This is a genomic window from Armatimonadota bacterium (assembly GCA_031459715.1).
GTDB classification, from domain to species: domain Bacteria; phylum Sysuimicrobiota; class Sysuimicrobiia; order Sysuimicrobiales; family Humicultoraceae; genus Humicultor; species Humicultor tengchongensis.
In genome coordinates this window covers 1-11,208 of the sequence record JAVKIA010000052.1, presented here as the reverse complement: position 1 = coordinate 11,208, position 11,208 = coordinate 1, and the positions used below count along the sequence as shown (strand labels likewise).

Genomic DNA, 11,208 nt, shown 5'->3' with positions numbered 1-11,208 from the left:
ACGAGGCTCCCGGGACACACCACCAGGCACCGTTGGACGTCGCCTCTGACGAGAAGCTCTTTGACGAGCAATCCCGCCATGATCGTCTTGCCTGCTCCGGGGTCGTCGGCCAGCAGGAAGCGCAGAGGCTGGCGCGGGAGCATGGCGTCGTAGACACCCGTGATCTGGTGTGGCAGGGGCTCGAGCAGCGAGGTGTGGATGGCGAGGAGGGGATCGAAGAGGTAGGCGAGACGGATGCGGTGGGCTTCTGAGACAAGCCGGAACAGGGTTCCCTCACCATCGAAACTCCACGGGCGCCCCTGCTCGACGAGTTCGAGCCGCGGCTCGTCGTCCCGGTAGAGAAGAACGTTGCCCACCCGGCCGGCCGGGTCCTTGTATGTCAGCTCCAGAGCGTCGGAGCCATACCACTGAACGCCCACGACGGCGACGGTGGCGTCGGGCACTATGCCCCGCACGACAGCGTGAGGTCGCAACTCCTCGAGCTTCAGCACGGCGATCTGACCGTCCTTATACCGGCCTTTCCTCCCGAGCCTCCTGCGCGGCCTGGCGCAACCCGGCGAGTGTCCCTCGCAGGTCGCCGGTGCCGCGCTTCAGGTCCCCGTAGGCGTTCTCCAGCATCGTGATGGCCCTGGCCACGCTGTTCTCCAGGGTGCGGTCCAGGGCCTCCAGGTGGCGCTCCATCTGGGTAAGGGCAGTGCCCAGGCGCTCTGCGTCCACGGAGCCGGCGTACTGAAGCTGCATCTGGTACAGGGTCAGCAGGTAGGGCAGAGTCAGGCTGTAGGGAAGGACAATGACCCCGGCGCGGAAGGCTTCAAGGTGGGCCTTCCGGCAGACGGCGTAGGCAGGGTCGGGGACAGCGGCAACCGCCCAGGGTAGTGTGGCGGGCGGGCTGATGTACTGGGCCACCTCGCGGGCGCGGCGGCCAACGCAGCGCTCGATCTCGTCGGCCAGGGCATCGGCCTCGGGTCCGGAATGGGCCGCCGCCAGCCGCTGCAGCAGGTCTCCCGCGGTCCACTTGGAGTCGATGGGCAGGCGGCGACCGCCAGGGAGGACCAGGGCGAACTCCACGGTCTTGCCGTTCACCTTGAAACCCTGCTCCACCATCGAGGCGGGCAGCTGGCGCAGCGCCGCGGCGAGCATCTGCTCGCCCGCTTGGCCCCGGCGCTCCCGGCCGGCCATGACGGCCTCGATACGGCCGACGGCCTGTCGGAGTTCGTCCTCCATCTGCCGGCGGGCGGCCTGAACGGTGCGGACCTCGTCGATGACGCGGCGGGTCTCCTGGAGGTCACGGCGGGCCTCCTGCAGGTCGCGGCTCAGGTGATCCTTGATGCCGGCGCCGGTCTCCACCAGCCTCGCCTGCAGGTCGCCCAGCGTGCCCTGGACGGTGGTCAGCGCCTGCTGGACTGTCGTCTGGCTCTGGGCCATAACCTCAATCTGGGCGCGCAGGTCGCTCAGGGCCGCGGTCTCCTCCCGGGGCGGGCGGGCGCGCAGGAGGGCCCACGCCAGGAGCCAGCCCAGGGCCCCCGCGACGAGGAACCCCAGGACGATCCAGAGGACAACCGGCACGGTCACGTCACCTCTTTGTATTCCCCGCCCGCGATAGATTTCTTGCAGACCACCGGTGCTGAACTTCGGCCTTGAAGCGCCCCGGGCGGCGGGCACCGGGACACATGGTCACCAGGTGCCGGGACACCGGTCATCAGGTGCCGGAACGCCAGGTCTATCCCTCGCTACCGGCAAGGCGGAGCCCTCCGGGGTTCGATCGCGCCGCCAGACTCAAGGGAGCCGTCCCGGCATCGCCCCTGAAAGCCCTGAAGGCCCTTGAAAACCCTCCCGTTCCGGCCGATCCGCAATCCTGGTAGAGTCGAAGGAGGACCGGCCATGGGGACCGAGACCACGGACGTCAGGCTGGCCAGGCTCGAAGGCGCATACGAGCAGATCGACAAGCGCCTGGGGACGATTGAGGGCCGCCTGGCCGTCCTGGAAGGCAAGGTAGACTCCGGGTTCGCCCGCCTGGACGCGAAAATCGACATGCAGGGGTCCGAGCTCCGGGAGGCGGACGCTCGGCTCGACAGGAAGATGGACGCGGGCTTCGCACGGCTCGAGGAGCAGATGACCACGGGCTACGCGCGGCTCCAGACGCAGATGGACACGCGCTTCGCACGGCTCGAGGAGAAAACGGACACGGGATACGCACGGCTCCAGGAGAGGATGGACACGGGATACGCACGGCTCGACGCGAAGATCGACATGTTCGCCTCCGAACTCCGGGGAGCCATCGCGCACACCAACCGACGCGTGGACGGCCTCGGCGCCCGCCTCAATACCGTGATGTTTGGCATCGTGGCCGCGATCCTGGTCCCAATTCTGCTGCGCGTCTTCTGGCCCTGACACAGTCGAACCCTATATCCGCGAACCGAAGCAGGCCAAACCACGCGGGCGAGGAAGAGGAGGATCTCGGCGTCCCGGCATGTTATCCCAGGGCGTCAGGGCTCAGAGACTCCTGGCACTTGGGGACGTTCAGCCGTTGCTCAAGGTGCGACTTCTCGCGGCAGCCGCACGAGAAGCTGCTCGTAGACCTCTCCGGCCAGGGCCAGGGCCTCTTCGGCCTCCTCACGCGGCGGCTCGTCCGGCTCGCCCGGATAGCGGAACTTCCACGCATAGTCGGTCAGCCCGGACGCGCGGCGAAGCAGCGGCTCCAGGGTCGGATCCAGTCGCGCGCAGAGCTCGCCTGGCTCGGTGAGGTTGTGCGTTTTCCGGAACAACCGGCTGTGCCAGGTAAGAAATCCTTTCATCGCCTTCTCCGCGGCCTGTTGCGCGTGGAATACCACGTCTCCGGTCAGGGGCGGGTGGACGGCGAGGTCGGCGCGGGCCCGGACCAGCCACCCCCGCGTCTCTGCCACCAGCTCCGGGTCATGCGGCATGGAGCAGCTTCCCTTCGCGCAGCACGGTGGCGGGTAGCGAGCAGACCACGCGGGCACGGCGCTCAAAACGGGACCGTTCCCAGACAATCACGTCGGCCGCCGTCCCTGTCCCCCAGAGTACTCGGTAGGCCAGTTTGCTGTCCTTGCGTTCCTGCGGCGCGTCGTCGGACACGATAACAAGGAGGTCGTAGTCGCTGTCAGGCCCGGCCTCCCCGCGGGCGAACGATCCGAACAGGTAGATCCGCTCAGGCCGGTAGGCCTCAACCAGTCGCCGGACAACTTCGGCAAGTCTTGGGTCCTGATCGAGCAGATCGTGTTGCATTTCCACCACAGCGCCTCCAGTGCCTGTGCGTGCCGCAGGGTCATAGGACCTGTCCGCCACAGCGCCTCAGACGCCGAAACCCCCTCATTGTGGCGTTTCTATCCACCTCCTTTCTACCTTCCGGCTTCAGGTGCCTTTCCGCCTCCTCCCCAGGATGTGCCGGCCCGCACCGCGAGTTCTGCCCGCGATGAGCCTGGATAGCCTTCCCGTCCGCGTGGACAAGAGCCATCTGGTCACCATCGGGGAGGCCTCTACGCCGAGAGCATCGAGCTCATCCGCGAGCTGGTTAACAACGCCTACGACGCCAACGCCACCGAGGTGCGGGTGACCATCACCGACGACGAGGTGCAGGTGGCAGACAACGGCCTGGGCATGGACCTGGAGGGGCTGCGCGAGTACTTCACCGTGGGCACAGCGGACAAGCGCCTCCACCCCGCTCCCCGCGCTTCGGCCGCCCGCGCATCGGGCAGTTCGGCATCGGCAAGTTCGCCACCCTCTCCGCCTGCTAGCGCTTCACCGTCGTCACGCACAGATCGTCGTGGTCCCCGCGCACCTGGCGTCGGCGGCCGACGCAGGGGTCGAGCTGAAGGTGCGGCAGGTGACGGTGCGGCGCGACCTCTTCGGGGCGGAAGGCTGGGGCCGGGACGCCGCGCGCATCCGGGGCGAGGTGCACGCGGACTTCCTGCCGGTCACCGCTGACCGCTCGGGCTTCGTTCGGGACAGCGGCGAATACCTCGCCTTCCGCCGGGTGATGGCCGGGGTGATGGAGGAGACGCGGCGAGTGATCGGGCGCCTGGTGGACCGCAAGGAACGGGCGCGGGCCCGCCAGGCGGTGCGGGAGGCATTTCGCCGCATCGAGCGCGCCCTGGCCAAGAATCCCGGCCTCTCGCGACGACGTGGAAAGATAGACCCGCGACGGCGCGGCGCTTAGAGGCACTACACGAACCAGCGCAGGATGGCCGCGGCCAGGGCGAGCATCACCAGCCCCTGGACCAGCCGCAGTACCCGGCGGTGGGTGCCCATCCAGCGCATGTACTGCCCCACCACCCGGCGGTTGCCCAGGACCAGAAGCAGAGCCACCAGGGGCAGGACGAACATCACGTTGTACAGGAGCAGGTAGCCCAGGCCGGGCCAGAAGGTGGTCCGCGCCGCCAGCAGCCCCAGGATGCCTACGTAAATGCCGCCCGTGCAGGGGAACTCGCAGACACCCACCAGGAACCCGACCACTGCGGTGGCCGGGAATGTGGCCCGGCGCATCCAGCGGTCGCGGGCGGCCCCACCAATGGAGAGCGTGGTCAGGCTGGGGCCCACCCCGTACCAGAATGCGTCCTTGATGTTGAGCAGCCCCAGGACGACCATCAGCCCGGCTCCGATGCGGGCCACCAGGTGCGGCGCCCCCAGGGAGAAGACCTTCAGTAGCCCCAGGCCGATGGCCAGGTAGGTCAGGTATACGGCGGCGATATAGGTGAAGCCGTGGGCCAGCAGGTCGGAGCGGCCGCGCTGCAGGGTGAAGAGGAAGCCGACGAACAGCAGCAGCACGGCGAAGGCGCAGGGGTTGATGCCGTCCAGCAGCCCGGCACCCAGCACCATGGTGAGGAAGGCGGCGGGGAGGGTGGCCGGGGCGCCGCGGTGCTCCGCCGCAGCCGGGGCCCCGGCGGAGGATCTTGCCGCAGGCAGCGTCGACAGGTAGGTGGCAATCGGTTCGTGGAGCGGGTAGGTGGCCATGGCTCCGCCGGGGGCCCACACCGTGTAGTGCGTGGGCGGATCCCCGTGGGAGGCCATCCTGTCCTGCAGCACCACGATGAGGCGGTACCGGCCGGCGTGCCGCGGGGCCAGCAGGTCGCGGATGACCGCGGCGGGCACGTGCCCCTGCAGGACGATCCGCTCCCCGACAAAGACGGTCATGTGTCCCTGCATCTGCGGAGGAATGCCCAGAGAGGTGCTGCGCTCCACCAGCTCCCGGCGGTATGCCCGCTGCTGGATGTAGTCGCGCCGCTCGATCTCGCCCGCGCCCAGGCTGCGCAGCAACGGCTCCAGCTCCTGCTCCAGGTAGGGGAGGCAGTCGTGGCAGGAGGCGTTGTAGTAGGCCACCACGCGCGGCGCCTTCACCACCACGGCGCGCACCTCCAGCTCCACCTCCGGGGCGCGCGGATCATTGGTGCGCAGGTAGACGGCGTGACGGGCCGGTCCTGCCTGCGGACCGTGGGCCACCGGGTCGAAGGTGACCACCAGTCGAGCCGCTCCGCGCGGAGGGATGGTGGACCGCTCGACGACGGCCCTGGTGCAGCCGCAGGAGGTGCTTGCAGAGAGAATCTGCAGCGGGGCCCGCCCGACATTGCGCACCAGAACCGCTCGGCTGGCCGGCGCGGAGACTTCCCCGAAGTCTACCGCGACGGGGTCGAGCGCTACCGCCGGCTCTGACGGGCCGCGCCGGGCCACCACCAAAAGGACGCCGGCGAGCAGGACGACCGCGGCCAGGACCGCGACGACCCGGCGCCCGGTCACCATCCCCTCCAGCGCAGCATCCGAATTTCGCCCCTACGGCACCTGCGCGCCCGTCAGACGCACTTCCGCGTGCGGCTGGCGGGGGTCGTTGGAGTGGATGAGAACGGCGCGGTCGATGGGGCCGCGGTAGATGCCGTGGGCGTTTGGGTCGTACTCGACGAGCAGGGCGGCCTGCTGGCCGGGACGCAGGCGCGCCGACCACCCCGCCGGCCATGTCCCGTGCCCGCGCATCCCGAACCACGGTCCACTCCGGCCGTCCACTACCAGCGCGGCGCGGGTGCAGCCGCAGGAGGTCTCCATCTCCGTGATCACCAGGTCGGCGGTGCCGGTGTTGGACACCGCCAGGCGCACGGTCACCCTCCCGGCCGCCTGGCTCACCTGGCCCAGGTTGTAGACGCTTGGGGTCACCCTGAGCGACGGAACGCCGGATGGCGGGGCCGGGAGCGCGCCACCGGATGCAGGCACTGCAGGACCGGCAGCGGGAGCTCCCTCGGGCGCGGAGACTCGGGGACCCGCAACGGGAGACGTGACGCCCGATGCAGGGGCTCCGGCCGAGGAGGCGCCCGGACCGAGCCAGCGAAAGAGCAGGTATCCGCCGGCGGCCAGCACAAGCACGAGGGCGGGGACCACCAGCACGCGGATCCGCGGCAGGGGGCGGTCGCTGCGGCGGTCACGACGGCTTGCCCGGTGCGCCTTGCCCCGGCGTTTCTTCCGGCTCACCTGCCCAACCCTACCGCGCCCGTCTTCTCCGGCTCAGCAAACCCGTGCACTCCCACCTCCACGTCCCCATCCCACCCTCAGCGCGCTCGGTGCGCCCTTAAGGGCACGATAGCCGGATGGGGGGAGGTCGGGTATCAGGCGGGGAGTGTATTGGCTATCGGGCTTTCGACCAGGGCAGCCGCAGCGGCGGCGATGTGGGCAGCATCGATGCCGGCTGCGGCCAGTTGCTCCGCCGGGGTACCCGAGCCGGGCATGGCCCGGACGCCCAGGCGGACCACCTGCGGGACGAACCCGTCGCGGGTGACCTCCGGGTCGGTGAGCACCTCCACGACGGCGTCACCCAGACCGCCCTCCGGCCAGTGATCCTCCGCCACCACCACGCGGCCGCCGCTGCTGCGCGCCGCCTGGCGCAGGGTGGCGGCGTCGATGGGCTTGACCGAGTAGCAGTCCACCACCCGGGCCCGGATGCCGCGTTGGGCCAGCAGGTCGGCGGCCCGCAGGGCCTCGTGGGTGGTGACGCCCGCTCCCACCAGGGTGACCTGATCGCTGTCAGAGGAGCGCAACACGCGGCTGCCCCCGACGGGGAATCGCTCTGCGGGCGGGTAGATCACCGGCGTCTTCATCCGCGTGGTCCGCAGGTAGACGATCCCCGGGCGGTCGGCCATCTCCGCCACCAGGGCCGCGGTCTGGTTGGCGTCGCAGGGGTACAGTACGGTGGACCCATGCACGGCACGCATCATCGCCAGATCCTCCAGTCCCATCTGCGAAGGCCCGTCCTCGCCGATGCTCACCCCGGCGTGGGAGCCGCACAGCTTGAGGTTGGCCCGGGAGATGGCGGCCATGCGGATGAAGTCGTAGGCCCGGGTCAGGAAGGCGGCGAAGGTGGAGACAAAGGGCGTCCAGCCCCGCGACTGCAGCCCCACCGCGGCAGCCACCATCTGCTGCTCGGCGATGAACATCTCAAAGTAGCGCTCCGGGTGCGCCCGGGCGAATCGCTCGGCGTAGGTGGAGTTGTTCACCTCCCCGTCCAGCGCCACCACGTCCGGCCGCGCGTCCCCCAGGGCCCGAAGGGCATCGCCGTAAGCCTCCCGCGTGGCCACGCTACCGCCCACCTGGTAGCGGGGCAGCTCCAGCGGGCGGGGATCCGGTCGCAGGGCCGGACGCAGGTCCTCCGGAGCGGTCACGGCCACCTGCAGGCGCTCCACCTCACCCAGCTCCTCCAGGGCCCGCGCCGCCTCTTCCCTGGAGAGGGCCTTGCCGTGCCAGCCGTTTCGGTCCTCGACGAAGGAGACCCCTTTGCCTTTCACCGTGCGGGCGATGACCACCACCGGCTGCCCGCTGCCCGCCCCTTCCACCGCCTGGGTGTAGGCGCGGTCCACCGCCTCCACATCGTGCCCGTCCACCTCGATGGCGCGCCAGCCGAAGGCCCGGGCGCGGGCGGCATAGACCGCGGTGTTCCAGCCGACCATGGTCTCGCCGCGCTGCCCCAGACGGTTCACGTCCAGGATGGCGATGAGGTTATCCAGGCGGTAGTAGGCGGCGTGCTCAAAAGCCTCCCACACCGCGCCCTCCGCCATCTCACTGTCGCCGTGCAGTACCCAGACCCGGTAGGGGAGCTTGTCCAGGTACTTGCCGGCTAGGGCCATCCCCACGCCGATAGCCAGCCCCTGCCCCAGCGACCCGGTGGCCACCTCCACCCAGGGGAGGACCGGGGTGGGATGCCCTTCCAGGCGGCTGCCCCACCTGCGGTAGGTGAGCAGCTCCTGCGGCGGGATGGCTCCCGCGGCGGCGAGCAGGGGGTAGAGCAGCGGGGTGGCGTGCCCCTTGGAGAAGATCAGCCGGTCGTTGTTGGGGTGGTCCCGGTTGGCGAAGTCGTACCGCAGGTGGCGCAGCAGGAGTACGGCCATCAGCTCGGCGGCGGAGAGGGCGGAGGTGGGGTGTCCCGAGCCGGCGGCGGCGGTCATGCGGATGGCGTCGGCGCGGAACTGCCGGGCCAGGTCCCGCGCCCGTTCGACCCAGGCGGCCATGCTACTCCGGCACCTCGGTGGTGGCCCGCGACGCCGCCTTGCCCCGCTGGAACTCCTCGATTCCCTGGTCCAGGGCCACCCAGGCCAGCGTGGCACACTTCACCCGCACGGGGAACTTGCGCACCCCCTGCAGCGCCGCCAGGTCAGTGTCGTCAAAGGGGGAGGCCTCGCCACGCATCATGGCCTTGAAGGCGGCCACCAGCTCCCGCGCCTGGGCCAGTGTCTTGCCCCGCACCTGCTCGGTCAGCATGGAGGCGGAGGCCTGACTGATGGAGCAGCCCCGCCCCTCGAAGCGCACCTCCGCGATCGACCCGCCCTCCAGGCGTACGTAGAGGGCCAGCTCGTCCCCGCACAGCGGGTTGGCTCCCTCCACGGTGATGTCGGCAGTGGCCAGGCGGCCGCGGTTGCGCGGGTGGGCGTAGTGGTCGAGGATGATCTCGCGGTACAGGTCGTCCAGGCCCACGTCTCGGTCTCCTTCCGGCCGCGGGCCAGACCGAGCAGGACCTAGCGGTCTCGCGCCGCGGTGCGTGGCGTAAAGAGCCGGCGCACGGTCTCCAGGCCGCGCGTCAGGGCGTCGATGTCCCCCGGGGTATTGTACAGGTAAAGGCTGGCCCGTGTAGACGCGGCCAGGCCCAGGCGGCGGTGCAGCGGCTGGGCGCAGTGGTGCCCGGCGCGCACGGCGATCCCCTCCTGGTCCAGGACCTGGGCCACGTCGTGCGGGTGCACCCCCGGCAGGTCGAAGGCGATGGCGCTTCCGCGCTGCTCCACGTCCTCGGGACCCAAGACCCGCACCCCCGGCACCTCCCGCAGCTGCCCCAGGGCGTAGCGCAGCAACTGACGCTCGTGCTCCCGGATGGCCGCCATACCGAAGCCTTCCAGGTAGTCGATGGCCGTGGCCCAGACGATGCAGTCGGCGATGTTGGGGGTGCCGGCCTCGAACTTGTGCGGGGGGTCCTTATAGGTGGCACCCTCCAGGGTGACCAGCATGATCATCTCCCCGCCGCCGTGGAAGGGGGGCATGGCCTGCAGCAGCTCGTAGCGCGCCCACAGCGCCCCCGCGCCGGTGGGGCCGCACATCTTATGGGCGGAGAAGGCCAGGAAGTCGCAGCCCAGCGCCTGCACGTCCACCGGCATGTGGGGCACACTCTGCGCCCCGTCCACAAGCACCAGCGCGCCCACGCCGTGGGCGCGCCGCGCAATTTCCCCGACCGGGTTAATCGTGCCCAGCACGTTCGACTGGTGCGTCACCGCTACCAGCCGCGTGTGCTCGGTGAGGAGGCGATCGAACTCCTCCATCACCAGTTGGCCGTGGTGGTCGAACGGTACGAAGCGCAGGCGCACCCCCTTCTCTGCGGCCAGGAGCTGCCAGGGGACCATGTTGCTGTGGTGCTCCATCTCCGTGAGCAGGATCTCGTCGCCGGGGCGGAGGGTGGCCCGGCCCCAGGTGTAGGCCACCAGGTTGATAGCCTCGGTGGTGCCGCGGGTGAAGACCACCTCCTCGGGGCGGGGGGCGTTGATGAAGCGGGCGACGCGGGCGCGGGCCTCCTCGTAGCGCTGCGTGGCCAGCTCGGCCATGGCGTAGATGCCCCGGTGCACGTTGGCGTTGTACTCGCTGTAGTAACGGGCCAGCGCCTCCAGGACCACCCGCGGTTTCTGCGAGGTGGCGGCGCTGTCCAGGTAGACCAGGGGTTTGCCGTGCACCCGCTGCTGCAGGAGGGCGCAGTCTTCCCGCACCCGTTCGGGGATCATGCCCCTACCTCCCGGCGCGCGGCGCCGCTACCAGACCCTGTGCGGCATACCCACGCCCTTGCGCGGCTGGGGGAGCACCAGGACGTCGGCACCCTCCACCTTCACCTCGTAGGTGTCCACGGGGCGCACCGCCGGCAGCGAGAGCACCCGCCCGGTGGGCAGGTGGAAGCGCGACCCGTGCTTGGGACAGGCCACGATTTCCCCGGAGAGGGCGCCGGCGGCCAGCGAGGCCTCCTCGTGGGTGCAGGTGTCGTCCACCGCGTAGAAGCGCCCTCCCACGTTGAAGAGGGCGATCTGCCGCCCCTCCACCTCCACCCGCCGCCCCTGCCCGGGCGGGATCTGATCCACCGTGGCCACCTTGACGAACCCGCTCATCTCTGGGATGACTCCGCGATCTTGCCCGCAATCTCCTCTTGCACCTGCTGCCGCAGCCGCTCCAGGGGAATCCGGTCCAGCACCTCGGCGAAGAAGCCGTCCACGACCATCTGCACCGCCTGCTGCCGTCGTAGCCCCCGGCTCATGAGGTAGAAGAGTTGCTCGTCGTTCAGCCGGCTGGTGGCCGAGCCGTGGGTGCAGCGCAGGTCGTTGGCCATGATCTCCAGCTTGGGGATGCTGTCGGACCTGGCCCCGGCGTTCAGCAGGAGGTTGCGGTTGGACTGGAAGGCGTTGGTCTTCTGCGCTCCGGGGTGGACGCGGATCAATCCGGCAAAGACCGTCCGCCCCCGGTCCTTGACCGCGCCCTTGTAGAGCAGGTCGCTTAAGGTGTGCGCCGCCAGGTGCTCCTGCAGGGTGTGGTAGTCGAAGTGCTGCCGGTCACTGGCGAAGTACAGGCCCAGCATCTCCGACTGGGGGGCGGGGCCCTGCAGCTTCGACTCCACGTCGGTCTTCACCAGGCTGCCGCCGAAGCCGGCCACCAGGCTGGCCAGGGTGGCGTCCCGGCCCAGGCGGGCGCGGATCAGGC

Annotated in this window: 13 protein-coding genes; 2 read left to right on the top strand and 11 right to left on the bottom strand. The window is 70.0% G+C overall.

Going from position 1 to position 11,208, the window contains the following annotated elements:
- On the bottom strand, positions 1–491 hold a 491-nt coding region (locus tag QN152_13010; protein ID MDR7540426.1), incomplete at its 3' end, for an RNA helicase.
- 16 nt (positions 492–507) lie between these two features.
- Positions 508–1,572, bottom strand: coding sequence for a DNA recombination protein RmuC (rmuC, locus tag QN152_13005; protein ID MDR7540425.1), 1,065 nt, complete (start codon positions 1,570–1,572; stop codon positions 508–510).
- A 309-nt stretch (positions 1,573–1,881) separates the two neighbouring features.
- Here rmuC and QN152_13000 point away from each other — a divergent pair, with 309 nt between their 5' ends.
- Entirely contained in the window at positions 1,882–2,391 is a 510-nt protein-coding gene (locus QN152_13000) for a hypothetical protein (GenBank protein ID MDR7540424.1), read from the top strand.
- 140 nt (positions 2,392–2,531) lie between these two features.
- Here QN152_13000 and QN152_12995 read toward each other — a convergent pair whose 3' ends face one another.
- The gene (locus QN152_12995; GenBank protein ID MDR7540423.1) at positions 2,532–2,924 is read right to left on the bottom strand and encodes a HEPN domain-containing protein; all 393 of its coding nucleotides are present in this window, start codon (positions 2,922–2,924) and stop codon (positions 2,532–2,534) included.
- On the bottom strand, positions 2,914–3,246 hold the full coding sequence (locus QN152_12990; GenBank protein MDR7540422.1) for a nucleotidyltransferase domain-containing protein: 333 nt from the start codon (positions 3,244–3,246) through the stop codon (positions 2,914–2,916). The genes QN152_12995 and QN152_12990 overlap by 11 nt, the downstream gene beginning before the upstream one ends.
- Positions 3,247–3,784: 538 nt before the next feature.
- On the opposite strand from QN152_12990, the gene QN152_12985 reads away from it, so the two are divergent.
- The gene (locus QN152_12985) at positions 3,785–4,177 is read left to right on the top strand and encodes a hypothetical protein (GenBank protein ID MDR7540421.1); all 393 of its coding nucleotides are present in this window, start codon (positions 3,785–3,787) and stop codon (positions 4,175–4,177) included.
- Positions 4,178–4,182: 5 nt separating this feature from the next.
- Here QN152_12985 and QN152_12980 read toward each other — a convergent pair whose 3' ends face one another.
- The 7 genes from QN152_12980 to QN152_12950 form a co-directional block, all read right to left on the bottom strand.
- Positions 4,183–5,754, bottom strand: a complete 1,572-nt coding sequence (locus tag QN152_12980; protein MDR7540420.1) for a DUF1573 domain-containing protein — start codon at positions 5,752–5,754, stop codon at positions 4,183–4,185.
- Positions 5,755–5,784: 30 nt separating this feature from the next.
- The gene (locus tag QN152_12975) at positions 5,785–6,159 is read right to left on the bottom strand and encodes a DUF1573 domain-containing protein (GenBank protein MDR7540419.1); all 375 of its coding nucleotides are present in this window, start codon (positions 6,157–6,159) and stop codon (positions 5,785–5,787) included.
- Positions 6,160–6,605: 446 nt separating this feature from the next.
- The gene (locus tag QN152_12970; GenBank protein MDR7540418.1) at positions 6,606–8,498 is read right to left on the bottom strand and encodes a transketolase; all 1,893 of its coding nucleotides are present in this window, start codon (positions 8,496–8,498) and stop codon (positions 6,606–6,608) included.
- 1 nt (position 8,499) lies between these two features.
- Positions 8,500–8,961 carry an SUF system NifU family Fe-S cluster assembly protein gene (locus QN152_12965; GenBank protein MDR7540417.1) on the bottom strand — a complete coding sequence of 154 codons (462 nt, stop codon included), beginning with the start codon at positions 8,959–8,961 and terminating at the stop codon, positions 8,500–8,502.
- Between the two features lie 41 nt (positions 8,962–9,002).
- A complete protein-coding gene (locus QN152_12960; GenBank protein ID MDR7540416.1) occupies positions 9,003–10,247 on the bottom strand; it encodes a cysteine desulfurase in 1,245 nt (414 codons plus the stop codon).
- Between the two features lie 27 nt (positions 10,248–10,274).
- Complete coding sequence (locus QN152_12955; GenBank protein MDR7540415.1) at positions 10,275–10,622, bottom strand: non-heme iron oxygenase ferredoxin subunit; 348 nt, start codon at positions 10,620–10,622, stop codon at positions 10,275–10,277.
- Positions 10,619–11,208: SufD family Fe-S cluster assembly protein (locus tag QN152_12950; protein ID MDR7540414.1), on the bottom strand; the 590-nt coding region annotated here is incomplete at its 5' end. The genes QN152_12955 and QN152_12950, both read right to left, overlap by 4 nt.

Bases quoted from the DNA above. Each gene is read 5' to 3' on its own strand.
- QN152_13000 (MDR7540424.1), top strand. From the start codon at position 1,882: ATGGGGACCGAGACCACGGACGTCAGGCTGGCCAGGCTCGAAGGCGCA.
- QN152_12995 (MDR7540423.1), bottom strand. From the start codon at position 2,924: ATGCCGCATGACCCGGAGCTGGTGGCAGAGACGCGGGGGTGGCTGGTC.
- QN152_12990 (MDR7540422.1), bottom strand. From the start codon at position 3,246: ATGCAACACGATCTGCTCGATCAGGACCCAAGACTTGCCGAAGTTGTC.
- QN152_12980 (MDR7540420.1), bottom strand. From the start codon at position 5,754: ATGGTGACCGGGCGCCGGGTCGTCGCGGTCCTGGCCGCGGTCGTCCTG.
- QN152_12970 (MDR7540418.1), bottom strand. From the start codon at position 8,498: ATGGCCGCCTGGGTCGAACGGGCGCGGGACCTGGCCCGGCAGTTCCGC.
- QN152_12960 (MDR7540416.1), bottom strand. From the start codon at position 10,247: ATGATCCCCGAACGGGTGCGGGAAGACTGCGCCCTCCTGCAGCAGCGG.
- QN152_12955 (MDR7540415.1), bottom strand. From the start codon at position 10,622: ATGAGCGGGTTCGTCAAGGTGGCCACGGTGGATCAGATCCCGCCCGGG.